General features: G+C 28.4%; 26 protein-coding genes, 1 tRNA gene and 1 pseudogene. 15 read left to right on the top strand and 13 right to left on the bottom strand.

The window, feature by feature from the left end:
* Positions 1–2 precede the first annotated feature (2 nt).
* On the top strand, positions 3–1,070 hold the full coding sequence (locus tag L8X28_RS01205; RefSeq protein ID WP_257936091.1) for a restriction endonuclease subunit S: 1,068 nt from the start codon (positions 3–5) through the stop codon (positions 1,068–1,070).
* Positions 1,071–1,140: 70 nt separating this feature from the next.
* Here the strand turns inward: L8X28_RS01205 and L8X28_RS01200 are convergent, their stop codons facing one another.
* Positions 1,141–2,124, bottom strand: a complete 984-nt coding sequence (locus L8X28_RS01200; RefSeq protein WP_263665286.1) for a helicase RepA family protein — start codon at positions 2,122–2,124, stop codon at positions 1,141–1,143.
* The gene (locus tag L8X28_RS01195) at positions 2,121–2,339 is read right to left on the bottom strand and encodes a helix-turn-helix domain-containing protein (RefSeq protein ID WP_002871904.1); all 219 of its coding nucleotides are present in this window, start codon (positions 2,337–2,339) and stop codon (positions 2,121–2,123) included. Before L8X28_RS01195 ends, L8X28_RS01200 begins: the two co-directional genes overlap by 4 nt.
* A gap of 112 nt (positions 2,340–2,451) precedes the next feature.
* On the opposite strand from L8X28_RS01195, the gene L8X28_RS01190 reads away from it, so the two are divergent.
* Positions 2,452–3,111 carry a helix-turn-helix domain-containing protein gene (locus L8X28_RS01190; RefSeq protein ID WP_002871903.1) on the top strand — a complete coding sequence of 220 codons (660 nt, stop codon included), beginning with the start codon at positions 2,452–2,454 and terminating at the stop codon, positions 3,109–3,111.
* A 275-nt stretch (positions 3,112–3,386) separates the two neighbouring features.
* Here L8X28_RS01190 and L8X28_RS01185 read toward each other — a convergent pair whose 3' ends face one another.
* The 4 genes from L8X28_RS01185 to L8X28_RS01170 all read right to left on the bottom strand — a co-directional run bounded on the left by L8X28_RS01185 (position 3,387) and on the right by L8X28_RS01170 (position 7,311).
* Positions 3,387–4,652, bottom strand: coding sequence for a tyrosine-type recombinase/integrase (locus tag L8X28_RS01185; protein WP_039668989.1), 1,266 nt, complete (start codon positions 4,650–4,652; stop codon positions 3,387–3,389).
* A 175-nt stretch (positions 4,653–4,827) separates the two neighbouring features.
* A tRNA-Val gene (locus tag L8X28_RS01180) sits at positions 4,828–4,903 on the bottom strand.
* Between the two features lie 45 nt (positions 4,904–4,948).
* Positions 4,949–6,139 (bottom strand): replication-associated recombination protein A, encoded by a 1,191-nt coding sequence (locus L8X28_RS01175; RefSeq protein WP_263661890.1) that lies wholly within the window; start codon positions 6,137–6,139, stop codon positions 4,949–4,951.
* The gene (locus L8X28_RS01170; RefSeq protein WP_220566946.1) at positions 6,136–7,311 is read right to left on the bottom strand and encodes a DUF945 family protein; all 1,176 of its coding nucleotides are present in this window, start codon (positions 7,309–7,311) and stop codon (positions 6,136–6,138) included. Before L8X28_RS01170 ends, L8X28_RS01175 begins: the two co-directional genes overlap by 4 nt.
* Positions 7,312–7,442: 131 nt before the next feature.
* Between L8X28_RS01170 and glmM the strand changes: the two genes are divergently transcribed.
* From glmM to hemJ, 3 genes are read left to right on the top strand one after another with little or no spacing between them, the layout of a single operon-like run.
* A complete protein-coding gene (gene glmM, locus L8X28_RS01165; protein ID WP_039629248.1) occupies positions 7,443–8,780 on the top strand; it encodes a phosphoglucosamine mutase in 1,338 nt (445 codons plus the stop codon).
* Positions 8,773–9,228, top strand: coding sequence for a signal peptidase II (lspA, locus tag L8X28_RS01160; protein ID WP_263659237.1), 456 nt, complete (start codon positions 8,773–8,775; stop codon positions 9,226–9,228). The genes glmM and lspA overlap by 8 nt, the downstream gene beginning before the upstream one ends.
* The gene (gene hemJ, locus L8X28_RS01155) at positions 9,222–9,671 is read left to right on the top strand and encodes a protoporphyrinogen oxidase HemJ (protein ID WP_039629243.1); all 450 of its coding nucleotides are present in this window, start codon (positions 9,222–9,224) and stop codon (positions 9,669–9,671) included. Before lspA ends, hemJ begins: the two co-directional genes overlap by 7 nt.
* A gap of 21 nt (positions 9,672–9,692) precedes the next feature.
* Here hemJ and L8X28_RS01150 read toward each other — a convergent pair whose 3' ends face one another.
* Positions 9,693–11,030, bottom strand: a complete 1,338-nt coding sequence (locus L8X28_RS01150; protein WP_263665284.1) for a coproporphyrinogen III oxidase family protein — start codon at positions 11,028–11,030, stop codon at positions 9,693–9,695.
* A gap of 75 nt (positions 11,031–11,105) precedes the next feature.
* On the opposite strand from L8X28_RS01150, the gene L8X28_RS01145 reads away from it, so the two are divergent.
* On the top strand, positions 11,106–11,297 hold the full coding sequence (locus L8X28_RS01145; protein ID WP_263665283.1) for a mini-MOMP protein: 192 nt from the start codon (positions 11,106–11,108) through the stop codon (positions 11,295–11,297).
* An 18-nt stretch (positions 11,298–11,315) separates the two neighbouring features.
* Here L8X28_RS01145 and L8X28_RS01140 read toward each other — a convergent pair whose 3' ends face one another.
* The 6 genes and pseudogenes from L8X28_RS01140 to ccoG all read right to left on the bottom strand — a co-directional run bounded on the left by L8X28_RS01140 (position 11,316) and on the right by ccoG (position 19,053).
* Positions 11,316–12,758, bottom strand: coding sequence for an efflux transporter outer membrane subunit (locus L8X28_RS01140; RefSeq protein WP_263665282.1), 1,443 nt, complete (start codon positions 12,756–12,758; stop codon positions 11,316–11,318).
* Positions 12,751–15,873 carry an efflux RND transporter permease subunit gene (locus L8X28_RS01135; protein WP_220566942.1) on the bottom strand — a complete coding sequence of 1,041 codons (3,123 nt, stop codon included), beginning with the start codon at positions 15,871–15,873 and terminating at the stop codon, positions 12,751–12,753. The genes L8X28_RS01140 and L8X28_RS01135 overlap by 8 nt, the downstream gene beginning before the upstream one ends.
* Positions 15,873–16,970 (bottom strand): efflux RND transporter periplasmic adaptor subunit, encoded by a 1,098-nt coding sequence (locus L8X28_RS01130; protein WP_133319066.1) that lies wholly within the window; start codon positions 16,968–16,970, stop codon positions 15,873–15,875. Before L8X28_RS01130 ends, L8X28_RS01135 begins: the two co-directional genes overlap by 1 nt.
* 83 nt (positions 16,971–17,053) lie before the next feature.
* Positions 17,054–17,443, bottom strand: coding sequence for a TetR/AcrR family transcriptional regulator C-terminal domain-containing protein (locus L8X28_RS01125; RefSeq protein WP_263665281.1), 390 nt, complete (start codon positions 17,441–17,443; stop codon positions 17,054–17,056).
* Positions 17,444–17,503: 60 nt separating this feature from the next.
* Positions 17,504–17,623 (bottom strand): annotated as a pseudogene (locus L8X28_RS08390) (TetR/AcrR family transcriptional regulator); the annotation flags it as partial.
* A gap of 56 nt (positions 17,624–17,679) precedes the next feature.
* A complete protein-coding gene (gene ccoG, locus L8X28_RS01120; RefSeq protein ID WP_133319064.1) occupies positions 17,680–19,053 on the bottom strand; it encodes a cytochrome c oxidase accessory protein CcoG in 1,374 nt (457 codons plus the stop codon).
* Positions 19,054–19,238: 185 nt separating this feature from the next.
* Between ccoG and rpsU the strand changes: the two genes are divergently transcribed.
* From rpsU to L8X28_RS01075, 9 genes are all read left to right on the top strand, one after another.
* Positions 19,239–19,451 carry a 30S ribosomal protein S21 gene (gene rpsU / locus L8X28_RS01115; RefSeq protein ID WP_002780697.1) on the top strand — a complete coding sequence of 71 codons (213 nt, stop codon included), beginning with the start codon at positions 19,239–19,241 and terminating at the stop codon, positions 19,449–19,451.
* Positions 19,452–19,493: 42 nt separating this feature from the next.
* Positions 19,494–20,099 (top strand): LysE family transporter, encoded by a 606-nt coding sequence (locus tag L8X28_RS01110; RefSeq protein WP_263659242.1) that lies wholly within the window; start codon positions 19,494–19,496, stop codon positions 20,097–20,099.
* A gap of 76 nt (positions 20,100–20,175) precedes the next feature.
* Complete coding sequence (locus L8X28_RS01105; protein ID WP_263661381.1) at positions 20,176–20,796, top strand: UPF0323 family lipoprotein; 621 nt, start codon at positions 20,176–20,178, stop codon at positions 20,794–20,796.
* A gap of 11 nt (positions 20,797–20,807) precedes the next feature.
* Positions 20,808–21,980, top strand: coding sequence for a glutathionylspermidine synthase family protein (locus L8X28_RS01100; protein ID WP_258107722.1), 1,173 nt, complete (start codon positions 20,808–20,810; stop codon positions 21,978–21,980).
* Between the two features lie 3 nt (positions 21,981–21,983).
* Positions 21,984–22,916: a D-2-hydroxyacid dehydrogenase gene (locus L8X28_RS01095; RefSeq protein ID WP_263664534.1), complete on the top strand. Its 933-nt coding sequence runs from the start codon at positions 21,984–21,986 to the stop codon at positions 22,914–22,916.
* Positions 22,906–23,397 carry a YajQ family cyclic di-GMP-binding protein gene (locus L8X28_RS01090; RefSeq protein WP_133319059.1) on the top strand — a complete coding sequence of 164 codons (492 nt, stop codon included), beginning with the start codon at positions 22,906–22,908 and terminating at the stop codon, positions 23,395–23,397. The genes L8X28_RS01095 and L8X28_RS01090 overlap by 11 nt, the downstream gene beginning before the upstream one ends.
* Positions 23,394–23,873: a hypothetical protein gene (locus L8X28_RS01085; RefSeq protein ID WP_263664535.1), complete on the top strand. Its 480-nt coding sequence runs from the start codon at positions 23,394–23,396 to the stop codon at positions 23,871–23,873. The genes L8X28_RS01090 and L8X28_RS01085 overlap by 4 nt, the downstream gene beginning before the upstream one ends.
* 8 nt (positions 23,874–23,881) lie before the next feature.
* Positions 23,882–25,594, top strand: coding sequence for an ATP-binding protein (locus L8X28_RS01080; RefSeq protein WP_220566935.1), 1,713 nt, complete (start codon positions 23,882–23,884; stop codon positions 25,592–25,594).
* Between the two features lie 60 nt (positions 25,595–25,654).
* On the top strand, positions 25,655–26,074 hold the full coding sequence (locus L8X28_RS01075; RefSeq protein WP_133319056.1) for a PepSY-like domain-containing protein: 420 nt from the start codon (positions 25,655–25,657) through the stop codon (positions 26,072–26,074).
* The last annotated feature ends 24 nt before the right edge of the window (positions 26,075–26,098 follow it).

Genomic DNA, 26,098 nt, shown 5'->3' with positions numbered 1-26,098 from the left:
TAATGGAATTAAATATTAAAGAATGGAAAAAATTTAAAGTAGCGGATATTTTTCAAAAGGCAAGTATAAAAAAACATTCCTCTATACCAAAGAAAAAAGGAAATATAGCTTTTATTTCTTCAAGTTCAGATGAAAATGGTTGTTCAACATTTTGTGATGTAGAACCTTTTACTCAAAAATGTATAACTGTATCTACAAATGGTAAATGTTTTGATTGCTTTTATCATGATGAACCTATTGCTGTTTCTACAGATGTTGAAGTTTTAGTTGCAAAGTGGTTAAATAAAGAAATCGCAATATTTATTTGTTCTATTTTACAAAAGGAGCAAATAAGATACACTTATGGTTCTAAGCCTAAAAATAATAAAGTTTGGAATACAATTATTCCTCTTCCTGTAAAAACAAAAGATAGTATAGAACCAGATTTTGATTTTATGGAAAAATATATTAAAACTTTAAAAAGTGGAAATATTACAACGCATATAAAGGAAAATCTTCTAATCGATTTGCAAATATATGAATGGCAGAAATTTTATATAAAGGATTTATTTTATTGCTATATGGGAAATGGAATTGATTATTCATCAACGACAAAATTTAAACCAACAGTTAATTTTGTATCAAGAGATAGTAAAAACAATGGAGTCGTTGATGTTGTTGATGTTGCTTATGATAAGAATGGAAAAGTAATTCAGCCATTAAAACCGGGTTTAATAACATTGTCTTTGGGAGGAAGTTTTTTAGGTTCGTGTTATATTCAAAAAGAGCCCTTCTATACTGCACAAAATGTAGCAATATTGCAAGAAAAAGAATTGATGTCAATTTATGTTAAACTTTTTATATCAACATTAATAAGATATGAATGTAAAACAAAATATGTTGCTTTTGGAAGAGAATTAAATACACATTACAATAAGGATTTTTACATTAAATTGCCAATAAAGAAGATTGATAATTCAAGACCTTTTATAGACAATGAACACAAATTTTCAAAAAATGGATTTGTACCAGATTTTGATTTTATAGAAAAATTTATAAAGTCTTTGCCATATAGCGACAGATTAATTTGAAGATTTTATTTATAAATTTCTTTTTTTGTATATTTTAATTTATAGATCATAATTAAAATATATATTATGTCTATAGCGTCTTAAAAATTTTCTTCTTTCCACCTTTTTCTTGCGCTTCATAAAAAATACTCCAATAAATGTTTTTATATTTATCTAGCAGTTTCCATAAAGCATTTCTACCTACTATTTCTACATAATCTTGTTCAATTTTCTTTTTGATTTTACTTGCTAAATCTTGCTGACAAATACCATTTTTGTTTTCATTAAGAATTTCTTTAACGAGATTAAGGGTAATTTGTGTTTTATGATTTTCTGCGAATTCTAAATAATCCACAAATTCAAATTCTAAATTTAATGTGTTTATTTTAAATGCCTGAGATTTTGTAGCAAATCTTCTTTTTTGAGGCTCTAAAAGAATGACAAACTCTTCGTCTGTTTTAATATCTTTTTTATGTAAAAAATATCCTTCATCCACACTATCTAAAAAAGTTGTTGCACCTTTGTAGGCTTTATTATTTTCATCTGGTTTTTGCTTTGGTTGATGATGCAGAAAAATAATAGTAGCTCCATTATCTCTTATTTTTTGCAATTCATCAAAAACCTTAATCATTGTAAAGTCTTTATTAAAATCATCTTGAATAAAATTTCTAATACTATCAATTACAATTAATGTGTTTTTTAAATCTTTAGCTTTTTTTAAATCTCTAAAAAGACTAAACTTATTTGTATTGTTAGAAAAAAAATAATAAAAATTTGAACTTTTTAAAAATTCACTTCCTTTTCGTTCTTTCAATATTCTTTCATTATTATCGCCATCAAAATAAAATATACGATCTACTTTGTTATTATCAAGTAGATATTTACTTAAATATAACATAAAATAACTCTTACCACTTCCTGCACTAGCATAAAACATTACTAAAGACTGTTTTACAAGAAAACTATCTATCAGCCATTCAAAATCAATGTTTTCTAGTTTTTCTATATTTACTTGCTTGAAATTCTTTTCAAAAACAATATCAAGTAGTAGCTTGTTGCTCTTTATAGAATTCATAAATTCCCTTTGACCATGTTTTTATCTAGCCATATTTCAATCTCACTTCTTTTATATAGAATTGTTTTTCCTAATTTAATAAAAGGCAAGGAGTTAGCTTGATTTTGATTTTTTTGCATACGCATTTTATATTGTTTACTAAGACTAATTCCAAATTCGCATTCTAATTGCTTAGGGGTTAAAAAATTTTTGTTTTTTGGTTCTATAATTTGCATGTACTATCCTTTATATTTTCATAAAATAATAATTTATTTTCTAAAAATTGTCAATAATTATCATTAAATTTTTTTATTTTCTTTAAAATTATTTTATTGTAGAATATATTTTATGAAAACGATAGGTGAAAAATTAAGAGATTTGCGTAATGCTTACGGATTAAGCCAAAGAGAATTTGGAGAAAAAGTAGGTATTACGAAAGGTAGTATCAATTCTTATGAAAACAATGTAAATTCCATTACTCAAGGTGCAAAATGGAAAATTTTGCAAGCAACAGGGATAGGGTTTGAATACTTTGATTCTGATATGACGCTAAGTGAGGCCTTTAAAAAATACAATATAGATATAAGTAAAAAACTTGAATTTAAGAAAATAGAAGAAAGTATTTGTGCTATATGTGATGGAGTTAAAAACTATATAGATGGAAAATATTTAGAAACATTTAATATAAAATCATTATTTTTAAATCATTTATTTGATGGTATGGGATATTTTGATTTGTGTTTTTTAAAAGTAAAACATAATGAATTAGAGCCTTATGCAAAAAATGGTGATATTTTAGTTGTATCAAGTAATAAAAATGCTGAAAATGGAGATAAAATCATCATTAATTACAAAGAAAATATTCTTATAGTTCAATATTTTCATGAGTTTGATAAAATAATACTTAAAACTATGAGTGGAGAAGAAATAAAATTTTATAATAGCGAATTTAGTGATTGTGTAGACATTTTAGCAATTATAAAAGGTAAATTTTATTTTGAAGTATGATTTATTTACTAAAGAATAGAAATGAATAAAGGGCTTATTTACAATGAGTTAGGAAAGCTTTTATAAGGTAAAGAAGTATTGAATATTAAAAAATTATATTAAACATTCTAAAAATTTGATAATCTAAAAAATTTGATTTTATGGATAATTTTCCTACAGAAAGTAAAAAGAAAATTTTATAATCTATTTCAAGTTTTGTAATATAAGGTTTTATACTCTTTTTAATGAAATTAAAAAGAGTATAAAAATAATTATGAGAAATAAAATTAATATATTTATATTCCTAAAAATTCTAAATTATTTAAATAATCATCATACCATTGTAAAAGTTTTCTTTTTTGAATGATGGTTGCTTTTTCTCTTTCATAAGAAAATTTTATTTGATTAAGTTCTTTATGTGCTAAAACACTTTCAATAACTTCTTCGCTAATATTTAATTTTAATAGCTCCGCCTTATGTTGAGAGCAAATAGTTCTAAATGTAGCTCTAAAACCATGAGAACTAGCTCGCTTATGCCATTTATTTTTACCTCCTAAATTTTTAATGGCTTTACCTATGCTATCTCTATTAATATGTCCTTGTATGGTTTGTGCAGGAAAAACAAAATCGCTAATTTCTCCGCTAAATAAAAATTGCTCTTTTAATACCTTAATCATTGTTTTTGTAAGTGGAATTTCATGTGCAATTTTTGTTTTTGTTTCATTTGCTGGTATAGTCCAAATTTGTTTTTCAAAATCAATATTAGCCCATTTTACACTAGCAGTGTTAAAAGGTCTATTGATACTAAGAATTTGTAAATACAAAGCCCTTTTTGTTTGTTTTTCCATTCTATTATCTTGCTTTAGATCTTGAATAAATTCTTTTAAATCTTCTGATTGAATTAAGGCAGGGTATCTTGTATCTATATTATGGTTGTTTTGAAATCTTTTAGGGGAAGCAAAGTTATCTTTTAAGCCATCGCTAGGATCAAAATCAATATATCTATCTTTTAAGGCTATTCTAAAAATACCCTGAACATGATTGATTAAACGGTGTATGGTTTCTAACCTACTTGTATAAGGATTATTTGGATTATAAATAGCATTAAATATAGATAATAAATCACTATATTTTATGTTTTTTACATCTAAATTTCCTAAACTTGGCATGAGATATTTTTCTACCATTTGTATAATTTTTTTAACATAGCTATCGCTAAGACATTTTTTTTGTTTTTGATCTATATAAAGAATAAATAAGTTTTTAAACTTATATTTATCATTTCCATTTTTTAGTAATCGTATATCTTTACATTTTTCAAATTCTTTTAAAAACTGAATAGCTTCTTTTCTAGCTTCAGCTACACTATAAATTCCTTCTCTAAATTCTTTAAGTTTTGTGTATTTGTCATTAATTTTAATACTAAAAGTTTTTTGGCCACTAGGATATACAAAAACATAAAGCTCTTTTGGATTACCTACAGCTTTTTTGTATCGTTTATCACTAGGTTTTAAATTTCTAATATCTTTATCTTGTAAGCTTTGTTTTGCTATGTTTGCCATTATTTTCCTTTAAAGAACCCTATTAGGTTTTAAGAACCCTAATAATGACCTTAATTAATTGAAAATAATTATAACACAAAAGAAATTAATTGAAATCAAAGATCATTTAGTTTGTTTATATATAGCATTTTGAAAGCATTTTTTGGAAATTAAAGAAATCGAAAGAAATAAAAAATGGTGGCTCCGATTGGACTTGAACCAACGACCACCACCATGTCAAGGTGGTGCTCTACCAACTGAGCTACGGAACCAAAAAATGAAAATTATATAAAAATATTTTTACATTGTGCTTAAAATCACTTTTTAATTTTTTTCATATCATTTAGCCATAAATCTAGCTGTGCTTCAAAACCTATGCCTTTGCTATGATAAAATTTCAAATCTTTTTCTAGGTATCTTTGCTTAACCCATCCTCCAAAATCATGCGGATAAAGGTAGTTTTTTCTTTGTGGGTTATTATTATCAAGATAAGGAAGTATTTTTAATGCAGGATTATTTTGTACATAATTTAGTGCTTCATTTATAGCAAGATAGCTTGAGTTTGACTTAGGCGAACTTGCTAAAAATACTACACATTGAGCTAAGATGATCCTAGCTTCAGGATAGCCTATGTTTTTTACTGCTATGAGTGTGCTTGTGGCTAGATTAAGTGCTTGTGGGTTTGCATTTGAGATATCTTCACTTGCAAATATCACTAATCTTCTAGCGATGAAATCCGCACTTTCACCCCCATCGATCAACCTCGCAAGATAATACAAACTCGCATCCACATCACTTCCTCTTAAACTTTTTATCATAGAACTAGCTAGTCTATAGTGTGTATCTTTGCTTGAAGTGCCATCGCTTAAAACATTTGCTCTTAATTTTTTTAAAGTTTCAAGTGTGATATGAGTGCTATCTAAAGCCAAAGCAAACTCACATAAATTTAAAAAGCTTCTTGCATCATTTGCACTAGAAGTGATTAAAAAGTCTTTAGCATCATCATCGATTTTACATTGGAGTTTTTCTTGCACTTTTGTGGCAAGTTTTTCTAAGTCTTTATACTCTAAACCTTTAAATTCAAAAAGCATACTTCTGCTTCTTATGCCTGAAGTTAAAGTAAAGTAGGGGTTTTCAGTGCTTGCGCCTATGAAAAGGCATTTTTGATTTTCCAAAGGGATTAAAAGCATTTCTTGCTGGGTTTTTGAAAGCCTATGTACCTCATCAATAAATATCAAAGGTTTATATAAAGAATTTTCATAATTACTTAGTATTTTTCTAAGTTCTTCAAGTTTAAAATTCCCTCCATCAAACTCATAAAAATCAAGTTTATACTCATACGCTATTGCTCTTGCAAAAGAAGTCTTCCCGCAACCTGCTGGGCCAAAAAATACACTATGAGGGAGTTTTGAAACTTGTATGAATTTTTTAAAAATTTCTACTAAATTTTCTTGTCCTAAAACCTCATCTAAAGTTTTAGGACGAAAAGTTAAGCTTAAATTTGTCATTGTGGATTTATGGTAAGTCTTTCACCATTAATGATAGTTGTAACATCACTTTTATTAGAATCATCATAGATAAAATCAAGCATATAAGAGCCATTATTATCTACGAAATAAGTATCAAAATTTGCAAAATCAGGCCAAATTTGACTAGGAAGAATTTCTGTGTTTGCATGAAATTGTGATTTTATATTGTTTTCAGTGAAAATAGTTTGCCCATTTGCGTCAAATTTTTTACCTTCTTTTTCAAAACTTAGATTATTTAAGATGATTTGTGGGTTTGCTTTTAAAAACTGACTTGCCAAAAGCATCATAGAAAAAATATCAGTGTTTGAATTTTGCATTAAGCTATCATAAGCTTTTTTAGAAAGATTATTAAAATTCATATCTAAATTAATATTATTTAGCATAAAGTTTTCATTTGCAAGATTAAATTTAGCTAAATCTAGTTTTAAAACACTATCATAATCGTTTTGAGTATTTTGAGCTGTTTTTGCAAAAATTTTTAATTTATCAAAGTCAAAAGCAATAGAACTTATAAAACTAGCACTATCAATGCTTATATTTTGCTCACTATTTCTACTAGGACTAAAGATATCATTAAAACTTAATTTTTGTATAGGAAATTCAGAAATTTTGATATTTTTTGCTTCTAATTTTTCTTTATGAGATAGTTGTTCTAATAAAACATAACCTAGATTAAGTTCCATATTTTTTACAAATTCATCAGAACCTATAATCTTAAATGATGTATTATTTAAAACTAAATTTGTATCATTGCGTGTGAAATTAATATCATTTATTTTTGCATTGATGTTAATGTCACCACCTTTGACGCTAACTAAGATTTTAAAGATTTCTTCGTTTGGAAAAATGCCTTTTAAGTCTTCATTTTCATTTAAAATAGAAACGATAGCATTATTACTTGCAAAAAAATTATTGGAAAAATCCACATTCACTTTAAAACTATAAGGTAAATCATTAAGTGTAGCTATAAAACTTCCTTTGGAATTTAAAAGTCCTTTAGTGTAATTAGTATCTTCAACATTATAATATGCTGTATCTTGACTCATTTGTGCAAAGATTTTTTCATTGATTGAGTTAATATAAGAAGCTGAGGTAAAAAACCCTATAACTAGTAAAATTACTACTACAACCCCTGCGATGATTTTTTTCATTCATTTTCCTTAAGTGAAATTTTAAAAATTATATATTTTTATTACTAACTAATGCTTATAAAATTCTCACATTTATACATTACTTAACTTTTTTACTTATAATTGCACTATTTAAAATCAAAGGTAAAAAAATGAAACTTTTTGGAACAGATGGAGTACGCGGTAAAGCGGGGGAGTTTTTGGATTCATTTTTAGCAATGCGTTTGGCTATGGCTGCTGGAATTTATTTTAAAGACAAAGCCCTTACAAACAATATCTTAGTAGGAAAAGATACAAGAAGAAGTGGTTATATGATAGAAAATGCTATCGTTTCAGGACTTACTTCTATAGGTTATAATGTTATAGAAATAGGCCCTATGCCAACACCTGCTATTGCGTTTTTAACTGAAGATATGCGTTGTGATGCAGGGATTATGATATCAGCCTCACACAATCCTTACTATGATAATGGCATTAAATTTTTTGATGCACATGGAAATAAACTTGATGAGCAAGCAGAAGCAAAAATAGAAGAAATTTATTTTAATGATAAACTCATAGAAGAAGCAAGAACAACAAAATCACAAATTGGTCAAGCAAAAAGAATTGATGATGTGATAGGAAGATATATTGTTTCTATAAAAAATTCTTTTCCTAAAGAGTTGACTTTAAAGTCTTTACGCGTTGTGTTAGATGTGGCTCATGGAGCTTCTTATAAGGTAGCACCTACGGTTTTTAAAGAACTTGGTGCAGATGTGATTGTGATCAATGATAAGCCAAATGGTTTAAATATCAATGAAAATTGCGGGGCTTTACATCCTTTAAATTTAGCTTTAGAGGTAAAGAAATTTAGAGCAGATGTGGGTTTTGCTTTTGATGGGGATGCGGATCGTTTGGTTGTTGTGGATGAAAAAGGCGAAGTAGCTCATGGAGATAGTCTTTTGGGTGTTTTAGCTTTATTTTTAAAAAAACAAGGCAAGTTAAAATCAAGTGTAGTTAGCACTATAATGAGCAATGGTGCTTTAAAAGAGTTTTTAACTAAACATAAAATCACACATGAAACTTGCAATGTAGGCGATAAATATGTACTTGAAAAACTCAAAGAATGCGGTGGAAATTTTGGTGGTGAGCAGAGTGGGCATATTATTTTTAGTGATTATGCAAAAACTGGAGATGGTTTGGTAGCTGCTTTACAATTTAGTGCTTTAATGCTAAGTGAAGCAAAAAGTGCAAGTGAAATTTTAAATCAAGTTAAACCTTACCCACAGCTTTTGCATAATCTTAAAATTTCAGAGAAAAAAGACTTAAGTAAGCTTGCAGGCTTAGAAGAGTTGAAAAAAGATTTAGAAAAAAAAGGAATTGCTAGTTTGTTTAGGTATTCAGGTACAGAAAATTTAATACGCTTATTACTTGAAGCAAAAGATATTAAGCTTTTAGAAAAAGAAATGAAAGCTGTTGAAAGCTTTTTTATGAAAGCATTGAATGCTTAAAATTTTATCTTTAAAATTTTGGCTTGTTTTTGCTTTAGTTTTTATACTAGATCAAGTAAGTAAGTATTTGTTTTTGCAAGGGCTTGAGTATAAGGGTGAATTTTTTGATTTAGTTTTAACCTATAATACTGGTGTAGCCTTTTCAATGTTTGCATTTTTAGGAGAGTATTTAAAATACATACAACTTGTTTTTATTTTGGCTTTGTTTGCGTATTTGCTTTATCAAAAAGAATTTTTTAAAACACATTTGATCGCTTTTGCTATTATGCTATCTGCTGGGTGTTCAAATTTACTTGATCGCTTTGTGCATATAGGTGTGGTGGATTTTGTATTTTGGCATAAGTGGTTTGAATTTGCTGTGTTTAATTTAGCTGATGTGATGATAAACATTAGTGTAGCTTTGATTTTAATAAAAGAAATTTTTAATAAAAAAGGAGAAAAATGTTAGATTTTTTAACTGACTGGTATTTGTGGATTAAAATGGTGCATTATTTAGCTTTTGTTTCTTGGATGGCTGGATTGTTTTATTTACCAAGACTTTTTGTCTATCATACAGAGCATAAAGATAATAAAGGCTTTGTAGAAGTGGTAAAAATTCAAGAAAGAAAATTGTATTTTTATATCCAAACTCCTGCGATGATAGTAACTTTAATAAGTGGAAGTTTGATGTTGCATGTAAATAAAGTTTTGATGGTTGGATCAGGATTTATGCATGCTAAATTAACCTGTGCTTTGCTTTTGATTATTTATCATTTGCAAAATTATTATTATTTAAAACAACTTCAAAATGATACTTGCAAAAAGAGTGGGAAATTTTTTAGAGCTTATAATGAAATTCCAACGATATTATTTATAATTATTGCTATTATGATGGTGGTAAGACCATTTTAGTAAAAAGCCTTTAAAGGCTTTTTATCCTTTAAACTCCATACTTTTAAAATCAAGTGGATCAACATTTTCTTGCATGATATTAATGTGTTCTTTATCTTGTAAGCGTTTATTATCTCTAAATACAGCACGCACTAAATCCATACCGGTGTAAAAATCTTTCATTAATACCATAAACAAATAACGCCCAAATTCACTTGTGTATAAAGTATTATTTTCTTTTTTTATAGCTTTACTTAGCTTAAGACCTAAAAGTTCTATGAAAAGATCTTTTTCTAAATTGCAATCTAAAGTTTTGTTAAATTTATCAATCTCGATTTTACCTGCAAACATTTCAGTTAAAAAGACATATTTGATGATTTCTTTTTTACCAAAATTAGCTTTAGCAATATTTGCATTTTGCTTTTCTTTGATGAGTTTAGAATAATCATTTAAATTAAAAGCATTGATTAAAAGCTCTCCATCTAAAAAGCTAAAAGCCCCACTTCCCAAGCCTAAATACTCATGATGGCTACTTACATACTCATCATTAAAGCTACTTTTTTCTAAAGAAAATGACCATGCATTATTTCTTTCATAATCTTTGAAAAAATCTATAATGATTTTATAAAACTCAAATTCATTATCTTTAAAACTTACTCCTAGAGTTTTTGCGATATTATCTTTTGTGAGGTTTGATTTCATTAAAGGATAAGTTGTGATTTGTTGAGGTTTTAAATTTTTGGCTATTTCTAAATCATTGAGTAATTGCTCTTTAGTTTGAGAAGGAAAGTTAAAAATCAAATCAAGACTCATAATAGGAAGCACACCTATAGCTTTAGAAAGCTTTTCTTGAAGCTCTTTGCTTGAACCAAATTTATGATATCTTGCTACTTTTTTTAAAGTATCATCATCAAAACTTTGTATACCACAACTTAAACGATCTATAAGCCCTTTAAACATTTCTAGCTTTTTAGGTTCGATATGATTAGGATCGCTCTCGCAAGAAATTTCTTTAATATTAAATAATTTTTTGCAAAGTTCTAAAGTTTTAGCAAGTTCTTCTTCGTTGATCAAAGTAGTACCACCACCCACATACATAGAAGTAAAATCAAATCCTTTGTCTTTGATTTGTTTGATTTCTTCTCTTAAGCTTTCAAAATATCTTTTTGCTAAATCTTCACTATAATAATACTTATGAAAACTACAATATGGACAAAAAGTATGGCAAAATGGTATATGAGCATAGAGCATATAAGATTTTTTTGGATTAACTTTTTTTTCTTGTCCTTCTTTTAAAAGTTTCACATCAAAACCATTCTCTAAAGATTTTTGCATGGCTTTATGTGAGTAAGAAAGAGCTAAGTTTTGTAAAAAATTCATATTTTTCCTAAAAATTTCATTTTGTAGTTATTTAAAAAGACTATAATTGTATCATATTTTTACAAAGGCTTTATAATGAAAAATATTTTTATGGCATTTTTTATATTTTTATTAGGGCTTATAAGCGTGTCAAATTCTGCGCCTTTAGATGAAATTTTTCAAGATGTTAATGTTTCAGGTAATATGCGTTATCGTTTTGAGCATAATAGCCCAAAAGATAGAGGAAATAATAATTTTAATCAAAGAATTCAAATTCAAATGCATTAACAACTGAGCCTTAAAGGCTCAGTTGTTATAAAAGTTTTCTTTTAAGTTTTCTTCCATAGCTTTGATATTTTCTTTTGATTCTTCTTTAGCGTTAAATCCACCACCAAAGGCTTTCATAACATCTACAATGGAATTTGCAAGCTCGTAAGATGAGTTAGTGTAAGAAAGTTTAGCATTTAGGTAATTTCTTTGATCTTGTAAAAAATCAGCTAAATTAATCACGCCATTTTCATATCTTAAGGTAGAAATTTCATAAATTTTACTTTGAGCTAGAAATAAATTTTTATAATTTTGCTCATTTTCATAATAGCTTTGGCGGTTAAATAAAGCAAGTCTTATTTCCCCAAAGGCTGTTTTTAAGGTATTTTCATATTGTAAAAAAGCTTCATCTTTGGTAAGTTTTGCGATATTAACATTATTCATAATCTCACCCCAATGAAAAATCGGCATTGCAAAATTTCCAGCTATATTCCAAGTATTGCTTCCATGTTTAACTAAAAGATCTAAATCATTACTTTGAAAACCCAAAAGTCCTGTTAAAGAAAGGTTTGGTAAAAATGCAGTTCTAGCTACTCCAACAAGATAGTTTTTTTCTTCTAAAATTTTTAAACTAGCTTGCACATCAGGTCTTTGAAGTAAAATTTCACTACCAATACCTTCAGGTATGCTAAGCTCGTATTGTCCTATTTTTTTATACTCTATGCTATTATAAAGTATATCATCAATATCATTTGAAGTTAAGATTTTTAAAGCTTTGGTATTAGCTTCTTTTTGAATTTTAGCATTTGTGAGTAAAACTCTTGAATTTTCAAGTTCAGCTTTAAATTTGTTAAGCTCATACTCACTAATTACTCCAAGTTTAAAATGCTCTAATTTTAACTCATAAGTTTTTTGATAACTTTGGGTTGTTTCTTCTAAAATTTTTACTTGCTCACTTAAGCTTGCTAGATTAAAATAAGTTTTTACTACATTAGAAATTAAGCTTAATCTTGCACTTTCATAGTCAAACTCACTAGCTTGTAATTTTGCTTTTGAAGCATTATAAGTATCTCTGTATTTACCCCATAAATCTACTTCATAACTTAAATTTAAACCCATATTAAAATCATTGCCATAGACAAATTCATTACTTTTGTTGCTTGGAGCATTGATGCTAGTTTTTGCTCTTGCTCCGCTAGCACTTCCATCTAGTTTAGGAAGCAGATCGCTTCTTGCTATACCTAAAGCCTCATAAGCTTTTTGTAAATTCATATATGCAATTTGCAAGTCGTTATTGTTTTTTAAAGCTTGATCGACTAAGGTGTTTAAATAATTATCATCAAAAGCTTTCCACCATTGTTTGTTAATGCTAATGTTTTGATCTAAGCTTTTAGTGTAATTTACATCTTTAATTTCTAAATTTGGTTTTAAACTGCAAGCTGTTATTAAAAAACAACTTGCAAAAATTATTAACTTACGCATTGATTTTACCTCTTTTTTTATCAAGCCATTTATTAAAACTTTCTAGTAAATAGAAAAATAAAGGTACAAAGAAAATGGCTATAGTAGAAGCTGCTATCATACCACCTATAATACCTGTACCTATCGCATGGCGGCTTGCACTTCCTGCTCCATATGCAAAGAAAAGCGGTAAAATACCACAAATAAATGCCAATGAAGTCATTACAATAGGTCTAAATCTCAATTTTGCTGCACTAATAGAAGCTTCAAAAATACTCTTTCCTTTTTTAAGATGCTCTTCCATAGCAAATTCAACAATCAAAATGGCATTTTTAGCAGAAAGGCCTATTAAAAGTAAAAGCCCTGTTTGAAAATATATATCATTTTCTAATCCTCTAAGCCATACAAAAAGCAAAGAACCAAATACTGCAAAAGGCACAGCCGTAATTACTGCTAAAGGCATGAGCCATCTTTCATATTGTGCTGCTAGAATTAAAAATACAAATAATAGTCCTAGCATAAATGCTATTTGTCCAGCACCGCTACTTGTAACTTCTTGATAAGCTGAACCTGACCAAGCAATAGAATAATCTTCTCCTAAAGTTTCTTTTGCCACTTGTGCAATTGCATCAATGGCTTGTCCTGAAGTATAGCCAGGAGCAGGATCACCTTGCACTAAAGCCGATGGAAACATATTAAAGCGTTTTACATCATCAGGACCAACACTTCTTTGTAATGTTAAAACGCTATCTAGAGCTATCATAGAACCATCTTTTGATCTAACAAAGATGTTTTTTAAAGCATTTTGAGTATTTCTAAAATCTCCAATTGCGCTTATATTTACACGATAATTTTTTCCAAGCATAGAAAAATCATTTACATAATAAGTTCCTATGGTGGCATTTAGAGTGCTAAATACATCAGCTAAATTTAAACCATAAAGTTTTACTTTATCGCGATCAATTTCTAGTTTTAATTGCGGAAAATTAGTATCAAGCGTTGTTCTTACATTGTGAAGTTCGGGACGCTTGTTTGCTGCTTCAACTAATTTATTTACATCAACTTGAATTTGATCATAACTTTTTCCGCTACGATTTTGTGCATACATCTCAAAACCACCAGTTAAGCTTAAACCTTGGATTGGTGGTGGATTAACAAAGAAAGTTTGAAAATTTGGATTTAAGAAGTATTGTTTGTTATAAGATCCAACCAAATCAAAACTACTAATATCTCTATCATCCCAATTTTTCAAATTAACAAACATTGCGCCAGAATTTTCTTTTAAAGAACCTGTAAAAAGATCATAGCCTATAAGTCCTACCACATTAGTTACATTCTCATTTTTGCGGATTTCTTCTGCCATAGCATCCATTGATTGAGTAGTTCTATTAAGCGAAGATGCTGCGGGTAGATTGACAATAGTTAAAAAGTTTCCTTGATCTTCATTTGGAACAAGTGAATTTGGAACAAGTTTGAAAAGTCCATATAAACCACCCAAAAAGATTACAAAAATTAACATAAAACGCACTGTTCTTTTAAGTATATAAGCCACACCAGCACCAAAAACTTCGGTAGACCAATCAAAAATATCATTAAATTTTTTCACAAAGTAAAAAGGTTCACCTTCATTTCTTCTTAAAAAAATTGCACATAAAGAAGGAGTTAGTGTTAAAGCTACAAAGCCTGATATAGTAACAGATATTGCTAAGGTTATGGCAAATTGTTTTTGGATTTCTCCCACAAAACCTGATATAAATGAAACGGGTATGAAAACCGCACAAAGTACAAGAACTATAGAAACAACAGGTGCAGCAACTTCATCCATAGCTTTAATAGCTGCTTCTTTTATGCTTATATTTGGATCTTCATGCATAATTCTATCGATATTTTCAACTACTATAATTGCATCATCAACAACAATACCAATAGCCAATACTAAGGCAAAAAGCGTAAGTAGATTGATACTAAAACCTAAGACATATAATCCTGCAAAAGTTCCCAAAATAGAAACAGGAACAGCAATCATTGGTATAATAGTTGAGCGGAAATTTTTTAAGAACAAATACATTACAATTACAACTAAAATTAATGCTTCAAAGAAAGTTTTTACCACTTCTTTAATGGAAGCTTTAATAAATATAGTTGTATCATAAGGCACTTTATAAGTTAATCCTTCAGGGAAATTTTTAGAAAGTTCTTCAAATTTTTTCTGCACTAATTCTGCTGTATTTACAGCATTTGCTCCGGTTTGTAAGAAAATCAAAATAGGAGTAGCGTCATTTCCGTTTAATCTACCTTTAAAAGTATATTCTCTTGATCCTAAAGAAACTTCGGCTACATCTTTAAGTCTTAAAAAAGAGCCATCACTATTTGCTCTTATGATAATATCTTCAAATTCTTTAGTATTTTTTAATCTTCCTTGCATAGTTACTGAATACACATAAGGAGATCTTTCCACCACAGGTTCTTGACCTATCTTACCAGTAGCATATTGAGCATTTTGCTCGCTAACTGCAGCAATAACATCAGTTGCAGTAACTTGATATTTGTTTAATAAATCAGGATTAAGCCAAATTCTCATAGAATAATTTCTTGCACCAATAGCTACGGCATTACCCACACCAGGAACCCTAGCAAGATCATCTAAAATATTTAATGCAGCATAATTATACACTTCGAGTGAATCCATAGAGCCATCAGGAGAATATAAAGTAGCAACTTCTAATATACTTGAACCGGTTTTTCTTACACTAACACCAGTTTTTTTAACATCTTCGGGTAGTTTTGCCATAGCAGCTGAAATTCTATTATTAACATCAACTGTTGCTTGGTCAGGATCTGTACCTATATTAAAATATACACTTAAGCTCATATCTCCTGAAGAGCTTGAAGTTGAATCCATATAAATCATATTTTCAACCCCATTGATTGCATCTTCAAGAGGAATAGCCACCGTTTGAGCCACTGTTTGAGCATCAGCTCCTGAGTAAGTTGCACTTACCTTAACAACGGGTGGAGTTAAGGAAGGATATTGCTCCACGGGTAAAGAATAAAGTCCTATAATACCTGCTAAAGAAATGATAATAGCTACAACAGAAGCAAATACAGGTCTTTCTATAAAGAATTTAGAAAACATTATTTATTCTCCATTACGCTAACACTTGCACCAGGACGGATTTTTTTGAAGTTATTTAAAATCACTTTATCCCCATTTTTTAAGCCCTTATCAATAATTGCTTTATCAGAAGTTTGATAAATAACATTAACAATAGTTTTAACTACTTTTCCATCTACAAGGGTATAAACATAAGTAGCACTATCATCTTGCAAAAGCGCAACTTGAGGAATTTCAAAACCATCTTTTTGAACAAAACCACCAACATGAACATTTGCGAAAGAGCCAGGCATTAAGTTTGAATTGTTGTTATCAAAAATAGCTTTTGCTTTTACTCCACCACTATGAGTATCTATAACGCTATCTACGAAATATAATTTTCCATTGAAAAGTTCTCCGCCAACATTAGCTTGTACTTGGATATTTTCTAATTTCCAATTGCCGCTTTGAATATTTTTATTCATATTGATTTTATCTACATCAGAAATATAAAAATCTGCAAAAATTGGGTTAATGTTTGTAATGCGTACAAGTTCAGTAGATGAAGCATTTACATAATCACCCACATCCATTAACGCATCACCTAAAATTCCATCAAAAGGAGCACTTACTATGGTGTATTTTAAGTCTAATCTTGCATTAGCAAGTTTTGCTCTAGCGCTTTCTAGATTAGCTTTTGTGGAGTTAAATTTAGCCAAACTTGCATCAAATTCTTTTTGTGAAATAGCATTTTTTTCTATTAAAATACTATCTCTTTTAAAATTTTTTTCAGCATCATCAAAATTAGCTCTTGCTACCAAAGCTTCTCCATAAGCCATATTTACACTTGCTTGGTATTTGTCAGGTTCTATAAGAAAAAGCTTGTCGCCTTTTTTTACAGCTTGACCACTTTTGAAGTATTTTGCTTTGATTTCACCGCTTACTTTAGGTTTGACTACTACATCTAATTCAGTACTTAATCTCGCAGGATAAGTAAATTCTAAAGGTAAATTAGCGCTTTGCATAGTCATAATACTAACAGGTTGAGGAGGGAGTTGTTTAACTTGTGCATTCTTATCATCTGAACATGCTATAAAGATAAGAGAAGCACAAGCTAGAGTTAAAAGTTTTGTTTTCATTTGTTTCCTTAAGTTATTTATTTAGCTAAATAAAAAGTAATTTATATTACAAAATTAATAAATACTATTTTATCAATCTTTAGTTAATTAAAATTAACAAGACCTTGAGTAAAAAGCTTTACGATTTTTTTTGCGTGGCTTTGTTGTTCTTTTTTATTCATTGAAACTTTATTTTCAAAAGTGCTTTGTATAAAAAATGTCCCTCTAAGCATAGCGCAAAAAGTATAACTTAAAAATTCAGCATTTTGAGCTAAAATTTCATTTTCTTCTTCGAATCTTTTTCGAAGAACATATTCTACTTCTTTTCTATTGCTTCCTTTAAACCATTTTCCAAAATCAAATTTTTCATTATAAATTTCAGAATACAAAAGTCTTACTATAGCTATAGTTTTGGTATCGTTAAAAATCCCTAAATAAGCTTTTGCAAATTGATATAAGAATTCTTCTAAATTAGCATCAGGTGAAAGTCGCATATTCTTTTTCAAAATAGCTAAAAAATGATTTTCTGCAAAATCATTTAAAACCGCTTCAAATAAACCTTCTTTACTTTTAAAATGCTCATATACGCAAGAAAAAGATCCACCAGCTTGTTTGATAATATCTTTAAGATTAGTTGCTTCGTAGCCATTTTTTAAAAATGACTCCGCAGCGATTTGTTTGATTTTTTCAAGCCTTGCTTGAGATTTTGAAGAAATTCTTTTTTTTCATTTTAGTATTTTTTATGCTCTATGATAGAATTTTTAGGATATACAAAATTACTCTCGCGTAATATGACAATATTTTTATCATCAAGCGCATAGGCTTTGATGGTTAATGGTATTACAGTGTCTTTTCTATCATTATCGGCTAGTTTTTTAGTAGCTTTTAAAACAACTATATGTTTATCTTTTTCGCCAGCTTTTAGTTTAAAAGATTTTTTAGGTCTAATGATTTCTAAGCCATCTTCAATGCCTTGTAATTTCACATCAAAATAATACTCATGAGTTTTATTATCGGTGTTTTGAAATAAAAATACATAAGCATTACTAATAATTAATTCTCCATCATGGGTTTTTCTGATTTGATAAAGCTCACTAGAACGGTTGATATTTAAAAGCATATTTTCTTTTTTACTTCCCATTAAAACTAAAGCCACAAAAACACCACACAAAACAACTAAATATCCAATAGTTCTAAATCTAAAATATTTTACTTTTTCCCTTGTTTCAATAGCTTTTGCACTAGTCCAATTAATTAAGCTAGGACGATTAAATTTGGCTTGAACTTTTGAACAAGCATCGGCACATTCAAGGCAATTAATACACTCAAGTTGCATTCCTTGGCGTATATCTATATGTGTAGGACAAATTTTTACACAGGCCTCACATCCTATACATTCACCTTGTGGTGGCTTTTGATAAAGTTTGGTATGTCCATCATAAATCATACCTCCTCTTTTATCATCATATATTACTTGAACGGTGTTATTATCAAACATTACAGATTGAATTCTTGCATAAGGACATACATAAACACAAAATTTTTCACCCAAATATACTATATCAAAAGTAAAAGCCAAAGAAGCACAAAATAAAATCCCTAAAAGCAATAAATGATCAGCAGGATTTTGAATGTATGTAAAAAAATCTTCAGGTGGTACAAAATACCATAAAAATGCACTCATCATTAACAATGAAAAAAGATAAAAAATCACAATACTTAAAGCTTTTTTGACGAAAAATCCACTGACTTGCTTTTGTTTATTTGCTGTGCTTTTATGAATTTTAAAGATTTTTGTTTGTAAAAGATCTCTATAAATAACTCTAGCAATAGTTTGAGGACAGCTCCAAGCACACCAAATTCTTCCTGCTAAAGTAGTAACAAAAAGTATAGTTAAAAACATACCCATGATAACAAAAGGCATTAAATACAGCTCTTGAGTATCAAAAGCGATAAAAAATAAATTAAGTTTTTTATGATCAAAGCTTAATAAAAAGAAATGATTTCCATTTATTTTTATAAAAGGTAGTGCTATAAAAATGATCATAGAAATGATATAAGCTATATATCTTTTTTTAGTATAGTTTGTGATGTGAGCATTCATTTTATTTTCCTTAGAAATATTTCTTTATATTGTAGTATTAGAAAAATTAAATCAAACTTTGTCTTAATTAATAATTTATATTTAATTTTTATTTATATAATTATTACAAAAATAAGTTTTATTTTCAAGAAAATTATGATATAATCTTTATTTTAAAATTTATTTAAAGAAAGGTGGTGAGGGTCGTGCCAGGAATCAAGGTACATCCTAATGAGTCTTTTGATGAAGCGTATAGAAAATTCAAAAAGCAAGTAGATAGAAATCTAGTTGTTACTGAAGTTCGCGCTAGAAGATTTTTTGAGCCTATGACTGAAATTCGCAAAAAACAAAAAATTTCAGCACGCAAAAAAATGCTTAAAAGACTTTATATGCTTAGACGCTACGAGTCAAGACTCTAATACCAAAAAGCCGAGAAATCGGCTTTCTTCGTTAAAATATTTATGTTTTTTTGGATTATAATCATTCATTTTTTCGGACTTATTTTACCAGGACCTGATTTTTTCTTAGTAAGTTCATATGCATTAAGAGAAGGGGTTAAAAGTGCTTTAAAGGCAAGCTTGGGAGTAAGTTTAGCTGTTAGTATATGGATTATACTTTCTATACTCGGATTAAATGTCGTTTTTCATAAATTCCCATTTTTACAAATTATACTATCAAGTTTTGGAGCATTTTATCTTTTGTATTTATCTTTTAAGATTTACAAGAATACAAAAAATGATAAAATTAAAGTTCAAAAAACTTATATATCTGCATTTTTAAGTGGAATGATTACAAATTTATCTAATCCTAAAGCAATTTTTTATTTCGCCAGTGTTTTTGCAAGTTTTGATTTTACACAAATGCGATGGATGCTGATAGTCTTGATATTTGTTTTGATTTTAGAAACTATAATTTATTTTTCTTTGATTTCTTTATTATTTTCTAAACCATTTATGGTAAGAATTTATCAAAAGAATTTAAAACTTATTGATTATCTAAGTGCTTTTATATTTTTTGCTTTTGCTGTGTTTATTTTAAGTAGTAATTTAATGACTATGATAAACTAAAACAATTAATTTTTATTAATACTTTTTTTGTTAAAATCTTATTAAGTTAAATTTATAAATTTTTATAGGAAAGATTATGAAACACATTAAAACTATACTCAAACTTAGTATGATGAGTGGTATTGCTGCAATTAGTGCAGGTGCTTTAAGTGCATGTAGTAATAATACAAATGATTCTAGCAATAACGCTTTAAGTCAAGCGGCAAATACTCAAGGGGCCTTTGTTATTATTGAAGAAACCGCTCCAAATCAATACAAAATCAAAGATCAATTTCCAAGTGATGAAACTAGGGTAGTCTTAAAACAACTTGATGGAACTGAAAGGGTTTTAAGCAAAGAAGAAATGGATAAATTAATCCAAGAAGAAGCTGCTAAAATAGACAATGGTACTTCAAATTTAACAAATCCAAACAATGCTCAAATGAGTAGCGGGGGGCTTTCTTTAGGCGAGACATTGCTTGCGAGTGCAGCTGGAGCTATTTTGGGAAGTTGGATAGGTTCAAAGCTTTTTAACAATCAAAATTTTGCAAATCAACAAAGAGGAGCATTTTCAAATCAAAGTGCTTATCAAAGAAGTGTAAATAGCTTTAATAAAGCAAGTACAAGTGCTACTTCAGGATCAAATGCAAAAAAATCAGGCTTTTTTGGTGGTGGCTCTAAAGCTACTTCAAGTTCTACAAATTCTTTTGGCTCTTAAAAGGTGAAAAAATGAATTTTTTAAAAGTAAATCCTTTAGAAAAATCTTATTTAGAGCAAATAGGTTTTTCATGGCATACGGATAATGATGGAAGTGATTATTTAGATTCTAATTTAGTTTGTGTAAGGGAAGATGAAGCAAATGCATACTACGAAGCAGTTAATGAGCTTTATGATATGTTTGTAGCTGCTGCACAAGAAGTGATTGATAATGATCGTTTTGACGAGCTTGGAATTCCTTTTAATTTGGTTGATGCGATTAAGATGAGTTGGGAAAATGATGTACATTGGCATTTATATGGTAGGTTTGACTTAGCAGGTGGGCTTGATGGTAAGCCTATAAAACTAATAGAATTTAATGCTGATACTCCAACATCTTTATTTGAAAGTGCTATTTTGCAATGGGCTATTTTAAAGCAAAACAACCTAGATGAAAGCTCGCAATTTAATAATATATATGAAGCTTTAAGAGATAATTTTAAAAGACTTATAACCTTAGAAGAAGATGTAAGTGAATTTGAAAAATATTATGAAGGTTGGAAAATATTGTTTTCTTCAATTGCAGGTAGTGATGAGGATATGATTACAACAAAACTTTTAGCACACATTGCTAGTGAAGCTGGTTTTGAGAGTGAATTTTCTTATATTGATGAGGTAGAATTTTCACCCGAAGGAATTTTTAAAAATGATGTAAATTTTGAGTATTTTTTCAAACTCATTCCTTGGGAAAGTATAGCTATAGAAGAGGGTGAACTTGCTATGCTCTTAACTCAAATTATGCAAAATCAAAAAGCAATTATTTTAAATCCTGCTTATACTTTACTTTTTCAAAGCAAGGGCATAATGAAAATTTTATGGGAGCTTTATCCAAATCATCCTTTATTACTTGAAACAAGCGATGAGCCTTTAGTGGGTAAAAAATGTGTTAAAAAGCCTGTTTTTGGTAGAGAAGGAGCAAATGTTTCTATTATAGAGGCTAATGGAGATATAAGTTTTGAAACAAGTGGAGATTATCAAAACAATCGTTTTGTGTATCAAGAATTTGCTGAGTTTAATCAAAATGAAAATGATTATTATCAAGCAGGAGTTTTCTTTGCTTATGAGGGTTGTGGTTTAGGTTTTAGAAAAGGTGGTTTGGTGCTTGATAATTATTCTAAATTTGTAGGGCACATTGTTAAAGGATAAAAAATGAAAATAGTATGTTTAGATGCTGCTACTTTAGGTGGAGCTGATTTAACAGCTTTTGAAAGTATTGGGGAATTTATAAGTTATGAACTTACATCTAAAGATGAGGTTATCTCAAGAATATCTGATGCACAAGTTGTGATGATAAATAAAGTCATCATTGATCAAGAAGTTATAGATAACACTAATTTAAAGCTCATTTTGCAGCTTGGTACAGGGGTAAATAATATAGATGTAGCTTATGCAAATTCTAAAGGTATAATAGTAAAAAATGCAGCTGGGTATTCTACCAAAAGTGTTTTAAGTCATACATTTGCTTTGCTTTTTGCTTTTTTAAATCAAATCCCATATTATGATGGATGGACCAAACAAGGGCTTTGGGTAAAAAGCCCAATATTCACTGATTTTAGTAGAACTTTACATACTCTAACAGGAAAAAAACATGGTATTATAGGGCTTGGAGTTATAGGTAAAGAAGTAGCTAAGGCTTCGCAAATATTTGGAGCAAATGTTTGTTATTATTCTACCTCAGGGGTTAATAATGATGATACATATGAGAAAGTAAGCCTTGAAGAGCTTTTAAAAACTTCTGATGTGATAAGTATCCATGCACCTTTAAATGAAAAAACAAAAAATTTATTAAGCAAGAAAGAATTAATGCTTTTAAAAGATGAGGCCATTTTAATTAATGTAGGTCGTGGTGGGATTATTAATGAAGTAGATTTAGCTCAAATTATGGATGAAAAAAATATTAGAGTAGGGCTTGATGTGCTTGAAGTAGAACCTATGGTTGAAAATCATCCTTTGCTTAATATAAAAAATAAAGAAAATTTAATTATCACTCCACATGTTGCATGGGCTAGTGAAGAATCCATACAAAATTTAGTCCAAATCGTATTTAATAGTCTTAAGGAGTTTATAGAAAATGGCAAATGAACATAGTTTTGACATTAGTGGGGAAATTGACAAACAAGAGCTAAAAAATGCTTTAGAGCAAGCTAAAAAAGAGCTTGATAGCAGATATGATTTAAAAGGCATTAAAAGTGAAATAGAGCTAAATGAAAAAGAAAGTATTTATAAGCTTACTTGTTCAAGTGAAGCAAAAATTGAAGTGCTAAAAGATATTGTTATTTCAAAACTTATCAAAAGAGGGATTAACCCTAATGGTATTAAAGAGTTAAACAGGGAGAGTGGAGCAAATTTTAGATTGAATTTAAAAGTTAATGATGCTATTGATGCTGATAGTGCTAAGAAGATTAATAAAGCTATAAAAGATAGTAAGCTAAAGGTAACTTCAAGTATTAGAGGCAATGAAATTCGCGTAGTTGGTAAGCAAATTGATGATTTACAAAGCGTGATGAAAATAGTAAAAGAGCTCAATTTAGAACTTAATCTTAGTTTTAAAAACCTTAAATGATAAAGTTACTTCAAATAGTTTTTTTGTGTTTTGTGTGTGTTTTTTTAAGCTCTTGTGCTTTAAAAAGTAAAACACAATCACAAAGTGCTTATATTGTTTTAAAAACCCCTCAATTTAGATTTGCTGATTATGGCTTTTTATATGAGGGAAAAAATTTTACAAGTTTAGAACTTTATAGTGCCTCTAAGGCTTTACTTGAGTTAAAAATCATGGATAAAATTTGCATTAATGGTGTATGTTATGCAAAAACTTTTTTTAATAAAAGATTTTTTAATAATGAATATTATGATGATTTTTTGCAAGATTTAATTTACAAAAAACCTATTTTTTATGGGAAAAATAAGCAAATCACTTCTTGTGGTTTTACTCAAAATATTATAAGCAAAAATTATGATATTTTTTATGAGGTTTGTGATAAAAATATGAGTTTTAGTGACAAAAAATCTAAAATTAAATTTAGCATAAAATCAATATAAAGGAAAATATGAAAGATTTAAAACTTTTTCTTAATGATACTTTTAAAAGCAATATTTATAAAAACTTACAATGCAGTGAAGATGAAATTTTAATTTTAAAGCATTTGTGTAAAAATTATTTACAAGCAAATGTAAGCATTAATGCCTATAATCTTCTTAGTGAAGTTTTTAAAAATGATGAATATGAGTATTTAGATCATTTAAAAGATCTTAAAAATCTTATAGAAAAAGGTTTTATTATTCAAATTTTTTCTGATTTTAAATCGAGTAAAAACTCAAGTTTATTTTTAAATTTGTTACAATGCGAGTTAAGTTTAAGTGAGGTTTTTTTACAAATTTTAGAAAATAAAACTATACAAGATTTTATGCAAGATCAAATTTATGAAGATCATATTGCATATTTAAAAGATGAATTTTTTAAAATCGAGCTATATCAAAGATTGCGTTTTTTTGCTAAAAGCTCTCAAAGTAAGAATATTAAAAAAGATATAGCTATATTTGAAGCATATATTAAAGAGCGTTTAAAAAAGAGTAAAATTTCTAATGTTTTGGCAGATATTTTTAAAGAGTATGCTTTAAACGATAAAGAATGTTTGATATTTATTAGTTTATTAAAAGAAGAGTATTTGCTAAATACTGAAAATTCTTATAGTAGAGATTTTAATTTTTTACTTCATTTAATTAGCGAAGATGATGTTCAAAAACAAGAAAACAAAGTCTTACTAGAAGAAGATTCTAAGCTACTTAGTTCAAATCTTTTAGAATATGATGAATTTGTTAATTCTTTGGGTGATATAACTAAGATTTTTTATTTAAGTGATGATATTTTACAAAGAATTATTAATTTTAAAGAACCAAAGAAGAATAAAAAAATTAAACTTCAAAATTTAGTTAAAGAACAAGATATTTTTGAGCTAATTGAGCCAAATATTAATATAGATGATGTTATTATGCCCCAAAGCACTAAAGATCTATTGGAAAGTATATTAAAACAACAAGATAAAAAGGTTTTGGAAAGATTAAATAAATGGGGTATAAAAACAAATAAAAACATAGAAGCTAAGATAATTTTCTATGGTCCTGCTGGCACGGGTAAGACTATGAGTGCGCTAAGTATGGCAAAAGCTATGAAAAAATCTATTTTGAGTTTTGATTGTTCTAAAATTTTAAGCAAATATGTGGGCGAGAGCGAGCAAAATGTAAGAAAAATTTTTGATACTTATAAAGAGCTTTGTCAAACAAGCAAACAAAGTCCTATTTTGCTTTTAAATGAAGCTGATCAATTTTTAAGTACTAGGGTAGAAAGTAGTGGCGGTGCTGATAAAATGCACAATCAAATGCAAAATATTTTTCTAGAACAAATTGAGCGTTTTAGCGGAGTTATCATAGCTACGACTAATTTTTTAGAAAGTTTAGATGTGGCTTTTTCAAGAAGATTTGAGTATAAAATAGAATTTAAAAAGCCAAATTACGAACAACGCTTGATGATATGGCAAAAAGCTTTACCTAAAAATGCTAAATTTGATGATAATTTTGATTTAAAAAACCTTGCTTTGTATGAGCTAAGTGGAGCTCAAATTGCTATGGTAGTTAAAAATACAGCTTTGAAAGCAGCTATTTCTAAGGATGGTGTTTTTAAAATGAGTGATTTTTTACATACAATAGAAAAAGAAATAGAATCTTCATTTGATAAAAATAAAATAGTTGGTTTTAAAAATTAAATTCACATAAATTTCACAAGCAGTTAATATCATTTTTTACTTTTATTTAAAGGAGAAAAAATGAAAATAAAATTAATGTTAGCTAGTTTAGTTTGTGCAAGTTCTATGTTTGCAGATATGGTTGTAAGTCCAAATGCTCTACCTCAAAAAGCTCAAGAGTTTTTAAACACTCATTTTAAAGGTGTAAATGTAGGTTATGTAAAACAAGATGTAGATTCTTATGAAGTAAATTTAGTTGATGGGACTGAAATTGACTTTATCATCAATGGAGACTGGAAAGAAGTTGATGGTAAATACAAAGGCATTCCAACAGGATTTATCCCAAAAGAAATTATTGCAAAAGTACAAGCAGTACAACCAAATGCAGCTATTGTAGAAGTAGATAAAAAAATAAATGGCTATAAATTTAGAACAAACAATATGATGGAAATTTATACAGATTTTAAAGGTAATATTTTAGGCCAAAAATTCGACGATTAATAATCACCAACCCCAGCTTACCAA

Source organism: Campylobacter sp. CNRCH_2016_0050h (genome assembly GCF_025772605.1).
Lineage (GTDB): Bacteria > Campylobacterota > Campylobacteria > Campylobacterales > Campylobacteraceae > Campylobacter_D > Campylobacter_D lari_D.
Note: the sequence above shows the minus strand (reverse complement) of the source record. Positions and strands in the feature narration are given on the sequence as shown.

Coding starts and splice junctions, on each gene's coding strand:
- L8X28_RS01205 (WP_257936091.1), top strand. CDS start 3: ATGGAATTAAATATTAAAGAATGGAAAAAATTTAAAGTAGCGGATATT.
- L8X28_RS01200 (WP_263665286.1), bottom strand. CDS start 2,124: ATGAATTCTATAAAGAGCAACAAGCTACTACTTGATATTGTTTTTGAA.
- L8X28_RS01195 (WP_002871904.1), bottom strand. CDS start 2,339: ATGCAAATTATAGAACCAAAAAACAAAAATTTTTTAACCCCTAAGCAA.
- L8X28_RS01190 (WP_002871903.1), top strand. CDS start 2,452: ATGAAAACGATAGGTGAAAAATTAAGAGATTTGCGTAATGCTTACGGA.
- L8X28_RS01185 (WP_039668989.1), bottom strand. CDS start 4,652: ATGGCAAACATAGCAAAACAAAGCTTACAAGATAAAGATATTAGAAAT.
- L8X28_RS01175 (WP_263661890.1), bottom strand. CDS start 6,139: ATGACAAATTTAAGCTTAACTTTTCGTCCTAAAACTTTAGATGAGGTT.
- L8X28_RS01170 (WP_220566946.1), bottom strand. CDS start 7,311: ATGAAAAAAATCATCGCAGGGGTTGTAGTAGTAATTTTACTAGTTATA.
- glmM (WP_039629248.1), top strand. CDS start 7,443: ATGAAACTTTTTGGAACAGATGGAGTACGCGGTAAAGCGGGGGAGTTT.
- lspA (WP_263659237.1), top strand. CDS start 8,773: ATGCTTAAAATTTTATCTTTAAAATTTTGGCTTGTTTTTGCTTTAGTT.
- hemJ (WP_039629243.1), top strand. CDS start 9,222: ATGTTAGATTTTTTAACTGACTGGTATTTGTGGATTAAAATGGTGCAT.
- L8X28_RS01150 (WP_263665284.1), bottom strand. CDS start 11,030: ATGAATTTTTTACAAAACTTAGCTCTTTCTTACTCACATAAAGCCATG.
- L8X28_RS01145 (WP_263665283.1), top strand. CDS start 11,106: ATGAAAAATATTTTTATGGCATTTTTTATATTTTTATTAGGGCTTATA.
- L8X28_RS01140 (WP_263665282.1), bottom strand. CDS start 12,758: ATGCGTAAGTTAATAATTTTTGCAAGTTGTTTTTTAATAACAGCTTGC.
- L8X28_RS01135 (WP_220566942.1), bottom strand. CDS start 15,873: ATGTTTTCTAAATTCTTTATAGAAAGACCTGTATTTGCTTCTGTTGTA.
- L8X28_RS01130 (WP_133319066.1), bottom strand. CDS start 16,970: ATGAAAACAAAACTTTTAACTCTAGCTTGTGCTTCTCTTATCTTTATA.
- L8X28_RS01125 (WP_263665281.1), bottom strand. CDS start 17,443: ATGCGACTTTCACCTGATGCTAATTTAGAAGAATTCTTATATCAATTT.
- ccoG (WP_133319064.1), bottom strand. CDS start 19,053: ATGAATGCTCACATCACAAACTATACTAAAAAAAGATATATAGCTTAT.
- L8X28_RS01110 (WP_263659242.1), top strand. CDS start 19,494: ATGTTTTTTTGGATTATAATCATTCATTTTTTCGGACTTATTTTACCA.
- L8X28_RS01105 (WP_263661381.1), top strand. CDS start 20,176: ATGAAACACATTAAAACTATACTCAAACTTAGTATGATGAGTGGTATT.
- L8X28_RS01100 (WP_258107722.1), top strand. CDS start 20,808: ATGAATTTTTTAAAAGTAAATCCTTTAGAAAAATCTTATTTAGAGCAA.
- L8X28_RS01095 (WP_263664534.1), top strand. CDS start 21,984: ATGAAAATAGTATGTTTAGATGCTGCTACTTTAGGTGGAGCTGATTTA.
- L8X28_RS01090 (WP_133319059.1), top strand. CDS start 22,906: ATGGCAAATGAACATAGTTTTGACATTAGTGGGGAAATTGACAAACAA.
- L8X28_RS01085 (WP_263664535.1), top strand. CDS start 23,394: ATGATAAAGTTACTTCAAATAGTTTTTTTGTGTTTTGTGTGTGTTTTT.
- L8X28_RS01080 (WP_220566935.1), top strand. CDS start 23,882: ATGAAAGATTTAAAACTTTTTCTTAATGATACTTTTAAAAGCAATATT.
- L8X28_RS01075 (WP_133319056.1), top strand. CDS start 25,655: ATGAAAATAAAATTAATGTTAGCTAGTTTAGTTTGTGCAAGTTCTATG.